At 70.9% G+C, this 16154-nt stretch carries 18 protein-coding genes; 10 read left to right on the top strand and 8 right to left on the bottom strand.

All coding sequences use genetic code 11. From position 1 onward, the window contains the following. Positions 1 to 39 precede the first annotated feature (39 nt). The 5 genes from AB0A61_RS04670 to AB0A61_RS04650 form a co-directional block, all read right to left on the bottom strand. Positions 40 to 702 (bottom strand): RNA polymerase sigma factor, encoded by a 663-nt coding sequence (locus AB0A61_RS04670; RefSeq protein WP_361285962.1) that lies wholly within the window; start codon positions 700 to 702, stop codon positions 40 to 42. A 975-nt stretch (positions 703 to 1677) separates the two neighbouring features. Further along, on the bottom strand, positions 1678 to 2295 hold the full coding sequence (locus AB0A61_RS04665; RefSeq protein WP_361285959.1) for an RNA polymerase sigma factor: 618 nt from the start codon (positions 2293 to 2295) through the stop codon (positions 1678 to 1680). A gap of 103 nt (positions 2296 to 2398) precedes the next feature. Beyond that, positions 2399 to 2818, bottom strand: coding sequence for a hypothetical protein (locus AB0A61_RS04660; protein ID WP_361285956.1), 420 nt, complete (start codon positions 2816 to 2818; stop codon positions 2399 to 2401). 165 nt (positions 2819 to 2983) lie between these two features. Then, positions 2984 to 3547: a hypothetical protein gene (locus tag AB0A61_RS04655; RefSeq protein WP_361285953.1), complete on the bottom strand. Its 564-nt coding sequence runs from the start codon at positions 3545 to 3547 to the stop codon at positions 2984 to 2986. 154 nt (positions 3548 to 3701) lie between these two features. Further along, complete coding sequence (locus AB0A61_RS04650; RefSeq protein WP_361286256.1) at positions 3702 to 5291, bottom strand: glycoside hydrolase family 20 protein; 1590 nt, start codon at positions 5289 to 5291, stop codon at positions 3702 to 3704. A gap of 238 nt (positions 5292 to 5529) precedes the next feature. On the opposite strand from AB0A61_RS04650, the gene AB0A61_RS04645 reads away from it, so the two are divergent. The 10 genes from AB0A61_RS04645 to AB0A61_RS04600 all read left to right on the top strand — a co-directional run bounded on the left by AB0A61_RS04645 (position 5530) and on the right by AB0A61_RS04600 (position 12757). After that, positions 5530 to 6099 (top strand): 2-oxo-4-hydroxy-4-carboxy-5-ureidoimidazoline decarboxylase, encoded by a 570-nt coding sequence (locus tag AB0A61_RS04645; protein WP_361286254.1) that lies wholly within the window; start codon positions 5530 to 5532, stop codon positions 6097 to 6099. 167 nt (positions 6100 to 6266) lie between these two features. Next, a complete protein-coding gene (sdhC, locus tag AB0A61_RS04640) occupies positions 6267 to 6647 on the top strand; it encodes a succinate dehydrogenase, cytochrome b556 subunit (RefSeq protein ID WP_361285950.1) in 381 nt (126 codons plus the stop codon). A gap of 5 nt (positions 6648 to 6652) precedes the next feature. Continuing rightward, positions 6653 to 7135 (top strand): succinate dehydrogenase hydrophobic membrane anchor subunit, encoded by a 483-nt coding sequence (locus AB0A61_RS04635; protein WP_361285947.1) that lies wholly within the window; start codon positions 6653 to 6655, stop codon positions 7133 to 7135. A 23-nt stretch (positions 7136 to 7158) separates the two neighbouring features. Beyond that, complete coding sequence (gene sdhA, locus AB0A61_RS04630) at positions 7159 to 8913, top strand: succinate dehydrogenase flavoprotein subunit (RefSeq protein WP_361285944.1); 1755 nt, start codon at positions 7159 to 7161, stop codon at positions 8911 to 8913. Beyond that, positions 8913 to 9680, top strand: a complete 768-nt coding sequence (locus tag AB0A61_RS04625; protein WP_361285941.1) for a succinate dehydrogenase iron-sulfur subunit — start codon at positions 8913 to 8915, stop codon at positions 9678 to 9680. Before sdhA ends, AB0A61_RS04625 begins: the two co-directional genes overlap by 1 nt. Positions 9681 to 9826: 146 nt before the next feature. After that, a complete protein-coding gene (locus tag AB0A61_RS04620; protein WP_361285938.1) occupies positions 9827 to 10237 on the top strand; it encodes a VOC family protein in 411 nt (136 codons plus the stop codon). Positions 10238 to 10343: 106 nt separating this feature from the next. Next, entirely contained in the window at positions 10344 to 10751 is a 408-nt protein-coding gene (locus AB0A61_RS04615) for a hypothetical protein (RefSeq protein WP_361285935.1), read from the top strand. A 13-nt stretch (positions 10752 to 10764) separates the two neighbouring features. Beyond that, entirely contained in the window at positions 10765 to 11250 is a 486-nt protein-coding gene (locus AB0A61_RS04610) for a DCC1-like thiol-disulfide oxidoreductase family protein (RefSeq protein WP_361285932.1), read from the top strand. A 43-nt stretch (positions 11251 to 11293) separates the two neighbouring features. Continuing rightward, positions 11294 to 12049: a TetR family transcriptional regulator gene (locus AB0A61_RS04605; protein ID WP_361285929.1), complete on the top strand. Its 756-nt coding sequence runs from the start codon at positions 11294 to 11296 to the stop codon at positions 12047 to 12049. A gap of 90 nt (positions 12050 to 12139) precedes the next feature. Then, a complete protein-coding gene (locus AB0A61_RS04600) occupies positions 12140 to 12757 on the top strand; it encodes a Uma2 family endonuclease (RefSeq protein ID WP_361285926.1) in 618 nt (205 codons plus the stop codon). Positions 12758 to 12786: 29 nt separating this feature from the next. On the opposite strand, the gene AB0A61_RS04595 is transcribed toward AB0A61_RS04600, so the two are convergent. The 3 genes from AB0A61_RS04595 to AB0A61_RS04585 form a co-directional block, all read right to left on the bottom strand. Next, positions 12787 to 13200 carry an ATP-binding protein gene (locus AB0A61_RS04595; protein ID WP_361285923.1) on the bottom strand — a complete coding sequence of 138 codons (414 nt, stop codon included), beginning with the start codon at positions 13198 to 13200 and terminating at the stop codon, positions 12787 to 12789. Between the two features lie 96 nt (positions 13201 to 13296). Continuing rightward, on the bottom strand, positions 13297 to 14853 hold the full coding sequence (locus AB0A61_RS04590; RefSeq protein ID WP_361285920.1) for an ABC transporter substrate-binding protein: 1557 nt from the start codon (positions 14851 to 14853) through the stop codon (positions 13297 to 13299). A gap of 222 nt (positions 14854 to 15075) precedes the next feature. Further along, a partial coding sequence (locus tag AB0A61_RS04585; protein WP_361285917.1) for a metallophosphoesterase occupies positions 15076 to 16154 on the bottom strand: 1079 nt, incomplete at its 5' end.

The following is a 16154-nucleotide window of genomic DNA, read 5'->3' as shown; positions in this document are numbered from 1 at the left end:
CCGTATCGCGGTCCAGCCACCTGTACTACTCGTCGGCCATCACATGTCCTTCTGCGTCCGGGCGCGCATATGCGTCACACCGGCGGACGTCACCGCACGGCCCTGCGGTTCTCTGGGCGGCGGCAGCGCATCGAGCCCGCCGCCCGGTTCCGGATCGCCGCCGAGCAGCTCCGCGAGCCGCTTCAGGCCGCGGTGCGCCGCGGTGCGCACGGCGCCGGGCCGCTTGCCGAGCGTCTCGGCGGCGGTCTTCGCGTCGAGGCCCACGACCACGCGCAACACGACGGCCTCTGCCTGGTCCTGAGGCAGCTGGGCGATCAGCGAGAGGGTGTTGTCGGTGGCGAGGGCCTCCATGGCCTCGCCCGCGGTGTCGGACTCCGCCGCCTTGCCGGTCAGTTCCGTTTCATCGCCGCCGATCGCGGGCCGGCGGCCGCGCATGCGTATGTGGTCCAGTGCGCGGTTGCGGGCGATCCGGGCGGCCCAGCCACGGAACCGGTCGGCGTCGCCGCTGAAGCGATCCAGGTCGCGGGCTATCTGCAGCCAGGCCTCGGACGCCACGTCCTCCGCGTCCGGGTCGCCGACCAGCGTGCGTACGTATCCGAGCAGCCGCGGGTGCACGGTGCGGTACACAGTCCGGAACGCAGTCTCGTTCCCGTCCTGTGCCGCAAGCACCGCGGCGGTCAGCTCCGCGTCGTCCCCCAGCACCCGTGGTTCCTCAGTCGATCCTCGCGGCCCCGAGGCCGCCGTTGGTTGCGGCGATCATGCGTCTTCCCCGCCCGGCGCGAAAGGCACGTTACGGCGTGAAACCGCTCGCCGTCCATGACCGTACAACGTGCAACTAACTGAGGTGGAGGTGAGGTGTGACAGAAAACGCACACCCGGCGCTGTAGGAAGTACGGGCCGCCGCGCGGCCCGTACCGCGCGACGGCCGGGGCCTCTCCTGTGGGGGGTGGCGGCCCCGGCCGTTGCCTCGGCGGGTCGGCGGCGGGCCGCCACCTGCCCCTGACCTGCTGCTTGCCGGGTTCCGCTGTCTTGTGCCGACCCTTCTCGGACTGCTGTGCGGCCGGGTGCCGGGGCTTCGCGGACTGCTTGCCGGACTTCCCCCGGGCCTTCCCGGCCTTCTTTCCGCTCTTGGCGGTCCCGCCTTCGGCCTTTCCCGCTCTGGCCCGTTCCTGATGGTCTTCTTACCGGGGCATCGGGCGACCTGCCGGGTTCGCCGGCTTCATCCTGCCCCGTGGCCGCCGGTCGCTGCGGTGCGCCGTGGGCCAGGTGGTGGTGCGTGTGGCCGCGCGGGGTCGGGGAGGCATGGGAGGCATGGGAGGGGCCGGCCGCCTCGACCGCGGCTCCGCTCAGTGTGAGACCACCGAGGACCAGGGCCGCCGTGGTCCGGACCGAGCGCCCCGGACGCCGCCCGGGCCGGGACTGCCGGTCGTCCCGGTGCCGGCCCTTGGTCCGGCGCGCCTCCGCCGCCCGGGCCGGGACTGCCGGTCGTCCCGGTGCCGGCCCTTGGTCCGGCGCGCCTCCGCCGCCCGGGCGGCCCGGAAGGCCGCCACCGCCCGTCGCTCCCTCTCGGGATCGACCGTGCCGGGGCACAGGGCGCGCCTCGACGCCGCTGCTGCCGCCCCGCGCTTCAGCCATGTCCGTTCGTCCCGGTCCCCGCGACACGTCACCCTCGCCCCCTCACGTCGACTCCCCCGGCGCCCGCGAACCCGCTTCCGCCACACCGTCGGCGCCGAGTTCCCGGGCCAGCCGCTTCAGCCCCCGGTGGGCCGCCGTGCGCACCGCGCCCGGCCGCTTGCCGAGCACGCGGGCGGCGGCGGGGCCGTCCAGCCCCACGACGACGCGGAGCAGCACGGCCTCGGCCTGGTCGCGGGGCAGAGCGCGGACCAGGGCCAGAGCGCGCTCGGTGGTCAGGGCCTCCATGGCCTGCTCGTGGGTGCTGTGCGGGGCGGGCAGGTCGATGACGTCCTGTTCGAGAGCCGTTCCGAGTGGCCGGACCCGCTGCCGGCGCAGGTGGTCGAGGGCCCGGTGCCGGGCGATGGTCGCCGTCCAGCCGCGAAAGCCCGCTCCGTCGCCCCGGAACCGCCCCAGGTCCCGGGCGATCTCCAGCCAGGCGTCGGACGCCACGTCCTCCGCCTCGTCGCCGACGAGTCCGCGCAGATACCCGAGCAGTCCGGGCTGCACGATCCGGTACGCGACCGCGAAGGCGTCCTCGTCCCCCTCCTGGGCCCGCGCGACGGCCGCACCCAGCTGCCCGTCGTACGCCTTTGCGCGGCGGGGTTCCCCTCCCTGGCCCAAGAACCGTCCTCGTCCGTAGCGAGTCCCAGACGTGCGCACCGCGCGGCACCACCGGCCATGTGCACGCCCCCCACGGTCATCTGCGTCGGGCCCCACATAAGTGTCACTGCCTGTCAGCGCCGCCTTGGCCTCGGTCCCGGGCCGCGCCCACGGCGTCCCGGCACAGCAGGCGCAGGGACCCTTGCCCCGCGAAACAGCGCCGCGCCTCCTCGATCGGGTCCCACAGCCGCCCGTCGGGTGTGCGGACCCAGTGCTCGCCACCGGTCGCCCACCACTCGCCCCCGGCCTGCCGGACGATCACCTCACCCGCATAGGCCCCGAAGCCGCGCAGCACGCTCTTCACCGCGTCGTACGGCGTGCCCTCGCCGCGTATCTCGTCGATCACCCGGTCGACGCGCCACAGGCTCTGCGCCGAGTAGTCCAGGCGCAGCCGGGCGCCCTCGCGCATCGCCGCCACGGAGTCCGCCGCCCACCGCACCGGCTTGGTGGCGGCGTGCGGCCTGGTCTGCTGCTGTGTCGTCACTTCCTGCGCTGTCACATGGGAAAGAGCGAGGTCGACGGCGTTTTCGTCACGCGGATCGGACGGCTTCCCACAACCGGCGCAGGACCACCCCACCGCGCGCGCAGGACGGTCACAGGACCCTTTCGGAAGCGTGGTTCGGCCCGGCCTTCCGGCAGGCGGCGGGCGTCAGGCCAGCCGGGCCCGGCGTGAGACCACCGCGCGCAGGACCCGGCGTCCCTCCGTCGACACCTCCAGCGCCTGGCGGACTCCGGCCGGACCGTGACCGGCGAGGAGTTCGAGGACGGTGATCTGGCGCCGCAGCTCGGCGGCGACGAGCGGGGACATGCCCTCCGTACCCCCGGCACGGCGGGAGTCGACCGAGGCCGCGTCCTCGGACGGGTCGAGCAGCCGGTGGATCTGCAGCGAGGCGACGGAGCAGGCGTCGGCCCACGCCCGCACCTCGGTGGTGTCCCGGGCGGTGGGCGCGGCGGCGAGCATGCGGCGTGCCAGCAGCGCGACCTCGTCCTCGCCACCGTCCCCCGCGTCGGCGTCCAGCGCTCCGCGTGCCTGCTCCAGCCGCTCGGCCCAGTCGCCGCCCGCGCCGGCGGAGTCGTCGGCGAGGTTCGCCCACAGCGGCCGCAGCACCTCGTCGTCACCCCCGAGCAGGGGCACACACCGATCCAAACAAGCCAGTCCGCTGGCAGCCAGGCCGCGTTCGTCGGCCTGCGCGATCAGTTCCACCAGGCTCATCCACGCCTCCCTCGCCAGGGCACCGACCTTTACGGAGCCCACACTTCCCCTTACTGCGTGCAACCGCCCGGTAGTGTCACACGGGCAACACACACAGTCGAGCGTGGAGACGGAAGAAAAGATTTCGGCCAGTCGAACCCATCGGTCCGCAGGGTCAGCCCAGCCGGTCCGCCAGCGCCTTGAAGGCCGCCCAGGAGAGCGCCGGTTGACCCGGATCCCACAGCTTCTGGACGGTCGCCCGCAGCGGCATGCGGATACCGGCGGCCACCTGGTCCTGGGTCTGGGCGCCGGCGCGGTCGGACCACACCGCGAAGGAGCCGCCGAGGATCTGGGCGTCGTACCGGGCGGGCACCGCCTGGGTGCCGCGCAGCACGCGCGGGGTCCACTGTTTGTAAATCCGCTCTCCCGTGGGATAGACGAAGGTCTGCGGCTCGCCGAGGACGTAGTAGAGGTACTCGTCGTTGTAGTTGATCACCTTGCGCCCGGAGTCGAGGTACCCGGCCGGCTGCCGGGCGCCGATCTCCTTGCCGGTCCAGTAGGCGACCTCGGCGTCCTTGGCGGGCTGCACGGACGTGCTCCGCAGGAAGCCGTCGTTCCAGGCGCGCGGGGCGCGGCCGTGGTTGCGGACGGTGTCGGCGCGGTCGTTCAGCCAGCCGGTGGTGAGGTCGGACACCGTGCCGCCGGGGCCGTAGGCCTGCTTCGCGGCGGCGCTCAGCTGCGGGTAGGACGCCTCGGGGTCGCTCACCGTCAGTGCCTGGTACTCGTCGCCGCCGAGGTGCCAGTAGCCGCCGGGGAAGAGTCCGGCGTACTCGTCGAGGAGGTCGTCGACGATCGAGGCGGACTCGTCCTTGGAGATGTCGAGCGCGCCCCGGGTCGGCACGCCCTGTGCGTTGCGCAGCTGCAGGTCGGGGTGGGCGGCGATGACGGCGCCCAGGTGGCCGGGCGAGTCGATCTCCGGCACGACGGTGATGTGCCGGCTGGTGGCCAGGTCGACGATCTGCTTGACCTGCGCCTTCGTCAGATGGTTCGCGGAGACGACCTCCGGGTGCGTGTCGGACTCGATGCGGAAGCCCTGGTCGTCGGAGAAGTGCAGACCCAGTTCGTTGAACTTCAGGTCTCCGAGTTCCCGTATGCGGTCCTGGATCCAGGACGCCGTGTACGGCTTGCGCGCGATGTCCAGCATGAACCCCCGGCGCGGCTTGGCCGGCTCGTCCCGCACGACGCCCTCGGGCGCCGTACCACCGCCGTGCACCTCCTGCTTCAGGGTGCGGGTGCCGTAGAAGACACCGGCGTCGGCCGGTCCGCTGATGGTGACCCGCCCGGCGCGCACCGTCATGGTGTACGACTCCGGGTTCCCGCCCTCGCCGCCGCTCAGCGCCAGCTGGACGTCTCCGGCGCGCACGTCGTTCTGCCGGCCCGCGTACGACAGGCCGAGCTCCCCGGCTGTCAGACGCCCCTCGTCGGCCAGGGACGGGTCGCTCACCACGACCCGGTCGCCGGGCGCCGGGCGCCAGCCGGGTCCGCGGGCCGCCGTGTGGGAGCGCACCGCCGGGATGGTGCGGGGCGCCTGTGACAGGGGGTAGCTCCGGGTGGGGCTCGCACTCGCCGCGGACGGGGCGTCCGGCGGGCGCTGTGCCGGGTCCGCCGGGGATCCGTCGCCGCCGGAGGCCCACAGACCGAGGCCGACGCCGAGGCCGATCGTCACGGCGAACGCGCCGCCGGCCAGTGCCTGCCGGTGTTGCACCTTCCGCGCCGGGGCGCGGTGCCTGCGCTGACTCACATCGCCAACCTAAGGCCTACCAGCCCGGCCGGTGTCCACGGGGCGTTCCCAAACTCTCCCGTTGGAGTGAAACCCGGGCATCCCCCGGACACGTCATGACCACTGCCGATAACGTAGCGGCACAAGTCACACAGCATCCCCACCGACACACACGGCACGTCCACAGCGGCGTCGCCGCACCTCCCACCGCCGAGGACCCACGCTGCCCGCGCAGAACCTTGAGCACTTCAACACCGCCTCCGCCGACGAGGCCCACCACACCCTCCTGAGCTGCCTGCGCAGCTCCCACTGGGCTCGCCGTATCGCGGACCACCGCCCCTACCCGGACGTGGACGCCCTGCTGGCCGCGGCGGACGAGGCGGCGTACGACCTGGCACCGGAGGACCTGGCGGACGCGCTGGCGGGCGAGTCGCTGCCGGCGCTGCCGGCGGACACCTATTCGGCCGCCCACACGGCCCTGCGCGCGGCACACGCGGCCTACGAGAGCCGCTTCGGACACGTGTTCGTCATCTGCCTCGACGACGCCTCACCCGACGAGGCCCTCGACCGCCTCCTGGCAGCGGTCCGATCACGATTGGCAAACGATCCGGAAGAAGAACGGGTCGTCACGGCGGAAGAGCTGCGGCGACTGGCACGAGGGCGGCTGATCCGCACCCTGGACGGGCGCGGGGCCGCGTCGGTCGGCAACTCCCCCGCGGGGCGCGACCAGCCGCAACGCGGCCGCCCCCGGCGTACCGGATGCACCTTCGCTCCGGGGGCCTCCCGGCACTAACCCGTCCGTGCCCCTTTGAGTGCCAGTTTGATCACATGGGTAGGCCCCCCGTAAGCCTCGCCGCGGCGCATGGATACGATGCTGGGGGCCGGTGGACCGTACCCGGCCGGGCCCGACCGACAGTGAAGCCGGCGCGGCCCTAGTCCCCGCTCCCGGAGGGTTCTTCCGTGCCGGCTGGAACGCTGTACCGCGGCCGGGAAGGAATGTGGTCCTGGGTGGCTCACCGAGTCACCGGCGTCCTCATCTTCTTCTTCCTGTTCGTGCATGTGCTGGACACCGCTCTCGTGCGTGTCTCTCCCGAGGCTTACGACAGAGTCGTAGCCACGTACAAGACGCCGATCGTCGCCGTGCTGGAGTACGGCCTGGTCGCCGCCATCCTCTTCCACGCGCTCAACGGTCTGCGTGTCATCGCCGTCGACTTCTGGTGGAAGGGTGCCCGCTACCAGAAGCAGATGCTGTGGACCGTCGTCGTCCTGTGGGTCGTGCTGATGCTCGGGGCGATCTACCCCGTCCTCGGCCACGCCGCTCGTGCTGTGTTCGGGAGCTGACGCGTATGTCCACCACTGACACCACCGCTTCCGGTATCGGCCCCGTCGAGGGCGCCTCCGGCTACAGCGTCGACAACCCGGCGCCCTTCATCGAGGCCCCGCGCCGGCGCACCAAGAAGACCCCGAAGTCCACCCGGGGCAACTTCGAGATGTACGGCTGGCTGTTCATGCGCCTGTCCGGCGTGGTGCTGGTCGTCCTCGTCCTCGGCCACCTGCTGATCCAGCTCGTGCTGGACGGCGGCGTCTCCAAGATCGGCTTCGCCTTCGTGGCCGGCCGCTGGGCCTCCCCGTGGTGGCAGGTCTGGGACCTCGCCATGCTGTGGCTCGCGATGCTGCACGGCGCGAACGGCCTGCGGACGGTCATCAACGACTACGCGGAGCGCGCGAACACCCGGCTGTGGCTGAAGGGCCTGCTCTACACCGCCACGGTGTTCACCATCCTGCTGGGCACGCTGGTGATCTTCACCTTCGACCCGAACATCCGCTAGGCCCCGGGACCGAGGTATTCCTGATGAAGATCCACAAGTACGACACCGTCATCGTCGGCGCCGGTGGCGCCGGTATGCGTGCCGCCATCGAGGCGACCAAGCGCAGCCGCACCGCGGTCCTGACCAAGCTGTACCCCACCCGCTCCCACACGGGCGCCGCGCAGGGCGGCATGGCCGCCGCGCTCGCCAACGTGGAGGAGGACAACTGGGAGTGGCACACCTTCGACACGGTCAAGGGCGGTGACTACCTGGTCGACCAGGACGCCGCCGAGATCCTGGCGAAGGAGGCCATCGACGCGGTCCTCGACCTGGAGAGGATGGGCCTGCCGTTCAACCGGACCCCGAACGGCACCATCGACCAGCGCCGCTTCGGCGGTCACAGCCGCAACCACGGCGAGGCCCCGGTGCGCCGCTCCTGCTACGCCGCGGACCGCACCGGCCACATGATCCTCCAGACGCTGTACCAGAACTGCGTCAAGGAGGGCGTGGAGTTCTACAACGAGTTCTACGTCCTCGACCAGCTGATCACCGAGGTCGACGGCGTCAAGAAGTCGGCGGGTGTGGTCGCGTACGAGCTGGCCACCGGCGAGATCCACATCTTCCAGGCGAAGGCCGTGATCTACGCCTCCGGCGGCTGCGGCAAGTTCTTCAAGGTGACGTCGAACGCGCACACGCTGACCGGTGACGGTCAGGCCGCCGTCTACCGTCGGGGCCTGCCGCTGGAGGACATGGAGTTCTTCCAGTTCCACCCGACCGGCATCTGGCGCATGGGCATCCTCCTCACCGAGGGTGCGCGCGGTGAGGGCGGCATCCTCCGCAACAAGGACGGCGAGCGCTTCATGGAGAAGTACGCGCCGGTCATGAAGGACCTCGCCTCCCGTGACGTCGTCTCCCGCTCCATCTACACGGAGATCCGCGAGGGCCGCGGCTGCGGTCCCGAGGGCGACCACGTCTACCTGGACCTGACGCACCTGCCGCCGGAGCAGCTGGACGCCAAGCTGCCGGACATCACCGAGTTCGCGCGGACGTACCTCGGCATCGAGCCCTACACGGACCCGATCCCGATCCAGCCGACCGCGCACTACGCGATGGGCGGCATCCCGACGAACGTCGAGGGCGAGGTCCTGGCGGACAACACCACGGTCGTCCCGGGCCTGTACGCGGCCGGCGAGGTCGCCTGCGTGTCCGTGCACGGTGCCAACCGCCTGGGCACCAACTCCCTGCTGGACATCAACGTGTTCGGCCGCCGGGCCGGTATCGCGGCCGCCGAGTACGCGGACCGGGCCGACTTCGTCGAGCTGCCGGAGAACCCGGAAACCCTGGTGGTCGAGCAGATCGAGCGGCTGCGGGCCTCCACGGGCACCGAGCGCGTGGCGCACATCCGCCGCGAGCTGCAGGAGACCATGGACGCCAACGTCATGGTGTTCCGCACCGAGCAGACGATCAAGACGGCGGTCGAGAAGATCGCCGAGCTCAAGGAGCGCTACCAGAACGTGGCGATCCAGGACAAGGGCAAGCGGTTCAACACCGACCTGCTCGAGGCCATCGAGCTCGGCAACCTGCTGGACCTGGCCGAGGTCATGGCGGTCTCCGCCCTGGCCCGCAAGGAGTCCCGCGGCGGTCACTACCGTGAGGACTACCCGAACCGCGACGACGTCAACTTCATGCGGCACACGATGGCGTACCGCGAGGTCGGCGCCGACGGCTCGGAAACCGTCCGTCTCGACTACAAGCCGGTCGTCCAGACCCGCTACCAGCCGATGGAGCGTAAGTACTGATGGCAACCCCCGTTCTGGACAAGGCCGAGGCGGACGCGCTGTCGGCGGCGTCCCCCTACATCACGGTCACCTTCCGCGTCCGCCGCTTCAACCCGGAGGTCTCGGCGGAGGCCACGTGGGAAGACTTCCAGCTGGAGATCGACCCCAAGGAGCGCGTCCTCGACGGCCTCCACAAGATCAAGTGGGACCTGGACGGCACGCTGACCTTCCGCCGCTCCTGCGCCCACGGCATCTGCGGCTCGGACGCCATGCGGATCAACGGCAGGAACCGTCTGGCCTGCAAGACGCTGATCAAGGACATCAACCCCGAGAAGCCGATCACGATCGAGCCCATCAAGGGCCTGACGGTCCTCAAGGACCTGGTCGTGGACATGGAGCCGTTCTTCCAGGCGTACCGGGACGTCATGCCCTTCCTCGTCACGAAGGACACGAACGAGCCCACCCGGGAGCGGCTGCAGTCGGCCGAGGACCGCGAGCGCTTCGACGACACGACGAAGTGCATCCTGTGCGCGGCCTGCACCTCCTCCTGCCCGGTGTTCTGGAACGACGGGCAGTACTTCGGCCCGGCGGCCATCGTCAACGCACACCGCTTCATCTTCGACAGCCGTGACGAGGCGGCCGAGCAGCGCCTGGAGATCCTCAACGACAAGGACGGCGTCTGGCGCTGCCGCACCACCTTCAACTGCACCGACGCCTGCCCGCGCGGCATCGAGGTCACGAAGGCGATCGCGGAGGTGAAGCGGGCGCTGATCACGCGCCGCTTCTGAGTTCCTTCGTCGTACCCGGCACTTGGGCCCCGTCTTCGGTGTGTGCACCGAAGACGGGGCCCGTCGCCTTGTGTCACTGACATGCACGGATCCGGCCCGGTCGGCCAATCCCCGGTTTTGACCGATGGTCGGCCTACTCTGACGGTATGTCAGATAGAGAGTCGTACGAACTGCTCGGGTTCGACAATGTGCTGCTGCCCGTCGGGGACCTCGGTGACGCCGTGGGGTTCTACGAGCGGGCCGGGTTCACGGTGGGGTTCCGGCTGGACGAGGCGGACATCGCACTGCTGAAAGTGGGGGCCGAGACACCGGGGATCCTGCTGCGCAAGGAGGAGGCGCTGGGACACCGGACCCCGCCGTGGCCCTCCCCCCGCCTCTGGCTGGAGGTGCCGGACGCCCGGACCGCCGCGCGCGAGCTGAGGGCGGCCGGCATCGAGCTGCTCGACGAGCCGTCGGCCGGGGCGACCGGCTGGACCGTCGAGATCGCCGATCCCTGGGGCAACGTCATCGGCTTCACCGACTACACCAAGCGCCCCGCACTGGGTCGCCGCCCCTGAGACGGCCGTCACCCCGGGCACCCCCAATCCCGCGTTGAACGCGTTCAAAAACAGGTCTAGAGTCAGCCATGACAGCGTTTTGAACGCGTTCAAGAAGGGTGGGGACATGGACCGCACGGTCATCGCCTACGTCATCTATCTGCTCGTCAGCGTCGCCCTGACCATCTGGGTGGCCCGTACGCTCAGCCGGAACGGGCGGGTCTTCCTCGCCGACGTACTGCACGGCAACGACAGGCTCGCCGACGCCGTCAACCACCTCCTGGTGGTCGGCTTCTATCTCGTCAACCTCGGCTTCGTCGCCCTGTATCTGAGTGGCGACGCGACCATCGACGACACGCGAGGGATCTTCGAGGCCCTGTCGACCAAGCTCGGCGTGGTGCTGCTGGTCCTCGGCGTGATGCACCTGGGCAACGTGTACGTGCTCAACCGGATCCGGCGGCGCGGCATGCTGGAGCGGGAGCAGGTGCCGCCGGTCGCGCCGCAGGACTGGGTCGCCCCGTCGGCCGGGGCGTGAGGCGGTGCCGGCCGTGGCCGACCGGGGCCGGGGCGCGGTGCGCGTCCCGGTCCGCGGGCTGACCGTCCTGTACGACGCCGAGTGTTCGCTGTGCACCTTCGTGCGCGACTGGCTCGTGAAGCAGCCCCAGCTGGTGCCCTTGGAACTGGTCCCGGCCGGCTCCGAGCACGCGCGGCGGCGCTTCGCCGCCCTCGACCACCGGGCCACCCTGGACGAGGTCACCGTCGTCGGGGACGCCGGGCAGGTCTACCGGGGTGCCGCCGCCTGGGTCGTGGTCCTGTGGGCGCTGCGCGAACACCGCCCGCTGGCCCACCGGCTGAGCACCCCGGCGGGCGCCCGGCTGGCCAGGGGCGCGGTGCTGACGGCCGCCAAGTGGCGTGGCGGGCAGTGGGGCGGACGGGCCTACGGGCGGGGCGACGGATGGGCGTACGACCCCCACCAGGGATGGACGTACACCGGACCCGGTGGCTGTGACGATGGCGCCTGCGCCAGTGGCTAGTGCCCCGGCAGGCAGCGTTTACCCCGGGCACTAGGCTCGGTTCGTGCCCGCGAAGAACGACGGCCCCGGCGAGGGCGCCCCGCAGAGCAAGTCCGAACAGACCCGCGCGCTGATCCTGGAGACGGCGATGCGCCTGTTCCAGGAGCGCGGATACGACAAGACCACGATGCGGGCGATCGCCAAGGAGGCCGGGGTCTCCGTCGGCAACGCGTACTACTACTTCGCGGGCAAGGAACACCTGATCCAGGGCTTCTACGACCGGATCGCCGCCGAGCACCAGGAGGCGGTCCGGGAGGTCCTGGCCCGGGAGACCGACCTGGAGGCACGGCTCGCGGGGGTGCTCAAGACGTGGCTGGACATCGCCACGCCGTACCACGAGTTCGCCGTGCAGTTCTTCAAGAACGCCGCCGACCCGGACAGCCCGCTCAGCCCCTTCTCCCCGGAGTCCGAGCACGCGCGCGTGCAGGCCATCAGCGTCCACAAGGAGGTGCTGTACGGGGCGAGGACCAAGGTGCCGGCGGAGCTGCGGGAGGTCCTGCCCGAGTTGATGTGGCTCGCGCAGATGGGGCTCGTCCTGTACTGGGTGTTCGACCGGACGCCGGGGCGCGAGCGCAGCTACCGGCTCGCGGAGCGCGGCGCCCGCCTCACCGCCCGGGGCGTCGTCCTGGCCCGCTTCCGGGTGCTGCGCCCGCTGGTCCACGAGGTGCACGAGCTGTTCACGGACTTCCTGCCGGGGATGACGAAGGCACTGCCGGATCCGGCGGGGAAGGGGCGGCGGGTCAAGGACGGGGACGAGTGATCACTTTCGGCTGAAGCGGTTCGAACGGGACACCTGGCATCCGGGCTGCCTACGATGATGCTCTCGACACCAGCCCCTAGGAGGCACGCGATGTCCGCTGCATCCGTCGAGCAGCCCTTCGACGACGTCCGGCCGTTCTCGCTCACGGCCATCGCCGACGAGATCATGGAGCGCCATCCGGGCTACCGCGTCGAGATCATCGGAGGCCACCTCCTCGTGACCCCATCACCGGATGCGCCCCACGCTCGCGCATTGACCAAGCTCATGCGCCCCTTCATCGTCGCAGGGCTCGATGACGGGGAAACCGAGGTCCTCCAGAACGTCGGACTCTGGCTGCCCACCGGTACCGAGGACTACGCCATCCCCGACCTCGTTGTGGTGGACGCCGACATCGACGACCACGTCGTCGAGAACAACGCGTACGACCCTGTCTGCTTCCGCCTGGTCCTGGAGGTCACCTCGGGGAACTGGAAGGACGACCTCAAGACCAAGGTCGCCGCCTACGCCGAGGCGAAGATCCCCGTCTACGTCATCGTCGACCGCAAACATCAGCGTCTTCACGTCCTCGCGGAGCCGACCGAGGGCAAGTACGAGTACCACCGTCCCCACGCCCCCGGTGAGATCGTCACGCTCCCCGACTCCATCGGCGCCAAGGTCACCCTCGACGTGGCCGAGATCCTCAAGGCCGGGCGGAACAAGGCCACTTGAGAGCCCGGCTCACCCCGGCGGCCGGTGTGCTACCCCCCGGCCGATATCAGGGCCCACACGGTCTTGCCGTGGGCGCCGCGGCTCCACACTCCCCAGGCCGTGGTGAGGTGCTCCACGAGGTGGAGGCCGCGGCCGGCCTCCGCGGTCTCGCCGACCGCCCGGAGGCGGGGCTCGAACAGGCCCTCGTCGGACACCTCGATCAGGCACGAGCCGTCCGCGAGAGCGGTCACCGCCACCTCGAACTCCCGCTCCGGCGAGGAGCTTTCGTCCGGCCCGTGGCGTACGACGTTGGTGGCCAGCTCGGACACCAGCAGCACGGCGGCCTGAAGCCCCGGATCACCGGGAAGGTGACCCCAGTCCGCCAGGTGATCGCGCACCCGGCGCCGGGCGATACCGACGGAGGCGGGATGCCGGAGGAGCCGGAAGGAGTGGCGTCTCAACACGGCTGCCCCTCCCCCCGCGCCCACCTCCCGCACATCATGCTCCCGTTGGGTGTCCGCCCGCCCTCGCTCCGGCGCAAGCCCGGCCGCCGCATCCGGTCAGATCCAGCCGAGCTTCCACAGCCGGAAGACGCCCGTACCGTCCGTCAGGTACTGGCCACCGCCCACGTCCTCGCTGCTGACGACGTACTCCTTGCCCTGCCACAGCGGGATCAGCGGCACGTCGTCGGCCACGTCCGCCTGCAGGTCGCGGAAGTCCTGGTCGACCCGGCTGCGGTCGGCGTACTGCCGGCTGTCCAGGATGAGGTTGTCGACCGCCTTGTTGCTGTAGCCGGTGTTCATCGTGCTGCCGGTGCCGACGAGCGGGGCGCCGAAGGTGTCCGGGTCCGGGTAGTCGGCGACCCAGCCGACCGCGTAGGCGTCGAGCCTGCCCTGAGCCCACCGCTTCTGGAAGTCGGTCCACTCGTAACCCTTGACGTCCACCTGGAACAGGCCGCTCGCCTCCAGTTGCCGCTTGAGCTCGGCGGCCTCCTCGGCTCCCGCGCCGCGCCCTCTTCCGTAGCCGTAGGTGAAGCGCACCGGGACCGGCACGCCCGCCTCGGTGAGCAGCGCCCGGGCCCGCCGGGTGTCCTGCGCCGGGTAGGCGTCGAAGAACGCCGTGGTGTGGCCGGTGATGCCCGCCGGGACCAGCGAGTACAGCGGGTCGACGGTGCCGTCGTACACCGTGGAGGCCAGCTGCTCGCGGTTGATCAGCACGGCCAGCGCCCGCCGTACCCGGACATCGTGCAGCGGTGAGGAGGCACGCGTGTTGAGGTAGAGGTTGCGCGTCTGGGAACTGACGGACTCGGAGACACGCCGGCTGGGGTCGCTCGGGTTGAGCTCGGAGAGCGCCTTCGGCGGCAGCGTGCGGGTGGCGACCTCCAGCTCCTTCGCCGCCCAGGCCTTCTCCAGCGCGTCCGCGTCGGCGAAGTAGCGCAGCTCGACCGGCCGTCCGGTGCCGGAGACGGCGCCCCTGTACCCGGTGTTGGGCCTGAGCACCGCGCGCTTGTCCTTGGCGTACGTCACCAGGTGGTACGGCCCGGTGCCGTCGGCCTGGTCGCCGGTGCGTAAGGAGCCCTCGGGGTAGCGGGTGCGGTCGACGACGGAGCCCGCTCCGGTGGCCACCTTGAACGGGAAGGTGGCGTCCGGCGTCGAGAGGTGGAAGGTGACGGTCATGCCGGCGGCGTCCACCGAGCCGAGGGTGGAGAACAGGGAGGCCGGGCCGAGATTGGAATTGATCTTTTTCACCCGGTCGAAGGAGTACTTCACGTCCTCGGCGGTCATCGCGCGGCCACTGGGAAAGGTGAGGCCGTCACGGAGTTCACAGCGGTAGGTGCGCAGTCCGGCACCGTCGAAACCGCAGCTCTCGGCCGCGTCGGGCACCGGCGTCGCACCGTCCGGCTCGAAGGTCAGCAGAGACTGGAACACGTTGCTGTACAGCGCCCAGGAGCCCGCGTCATAGGCGCCCGCGGGATCGAGCGAGGTGACCGCGTCCGTGGTGCCCACCGTGATCGTCCTGTTGCCGCTCCCCTGCGACGGCAGCAGTTGCCGGCCGCCCACACCCACGCCTGCCAGAACCAGAAGAGACGCGAGAATCCGCATGCGAACCGAGCGCATCGGTGCCCTCCCCGGGCCCTTTCCGGGCCCTGCGCACAAGCCACTCCCCTAGTGGCGCGCACACCTAATCACAGGCTTTTCAGGGTTGGGAAGGGCATTTGGGGGAGGAGGAAAAGAACTTACGGAAACAAGTTTCCGGTTCGTTTCACAGCCGATTCCCAGCCGGTGGATAGATCTACGGATACGTCTATGAAAGATCCGTGGATAAATCTGCGGAAAGAGTTACCGGGCCGCGCGGGAGGCCAGCTCCACCACCGTGATGTCGGAGGGCGCGCCCACGCGGGTCGGCGGTCCCCATGCGCCGGCGCCCCGGCTCACGTAGAGCTGGGTGTCGCCGTAGCGTTCCAGGCCGGCCACCGTCGGGTTGGCGGCCGCCGCGATGAGGTTGCCGGGCCACAGCTGGCCGCCGTGGGTGTGGCCGGAGAGCTGGAGGTCGACGCCGTGCCGGACGGCCTCGTGGATCTGCACCGGCTGGTGGGCGAGCAGCACGCACGCGCGTGCCGGGTCCCGGTCGCCGAGGGCGCGGTCGAAGTCGGGCCCCTGTCCCTCGCTTCGACCCTGCAGGTCGTTGACGCCGGCGAGGTCGAAGCCGGGCAGTTCGGTACGCGCGTTCTCCAGGGGGTGCAGGCCGAGCCGCCGCACTTCCTCGACCCATTGCTCGGCGCCGGAGAAGTACTCGTGGTTGCCGGTGACGAAGTAGGCGCCGTGGCGGGCTCTGAGCTGCGCCAGGGGCGCCGCGGCCGGACCGAGGTCCTTCACACTGCCGTCCACCAGGTCGCCGACGACGGCGATGAGGTCGGGCTGGGTCGTGTTGATCGTGTCGACGACCTTCTGCGCGAAGCCGCGGCCCAGGGTCGGGCCGAGGTGGATGTCGCTGACGACGGCGATCCGGAAGCCGTCCACGGAACGCGGGAGTTTGGCGAGCGGGACGGTGACCCGCTTCACCCGCGGCCCGCGCAGCACGCCGTACGTGCCGTAGCCGACGGTCCCGGCGGCGGCCACCGCGGCAGCCCCGGCGACGGCGCGGGAGACGAAGAGGCGGCGGGTGGGACCGCCGGGCGGGACGACCGGTGCCACCGCGGGCGTCGGCGGGAGGGCGGCGTGAGTCTTCGGGGCCGGTTCAGCGGTGGTGGCCGGGTTCTTCAGGGCCGGCTCCGTGGTGGTGGCCGGGTTCTTCAGGGCCGGCTCCGTGGTGGTGGCCGGGTTCTTCGGGGCCGGTTCAGCGGTGGTGGCCGGGTTCTTCAGGGCCGGCTCCGTGGTGGTGGCCGGGTTCTTCAGGGCCGGCTCCGTGGTGGTGGCCG

Source organism: Streptomyces sp. NPDC046197, assembly GCF_040646295.1.
Taxonomy (GTDB): Bacteria; Actinomycetota; Actinomycetes; order Streptomycetales; family Streptomycetaceae; genus Streptomyces.
Note: the sequence above shows the minus strand (reverse complement) of the source record. Positions and strands in the feature narration are given on the sequence as shown.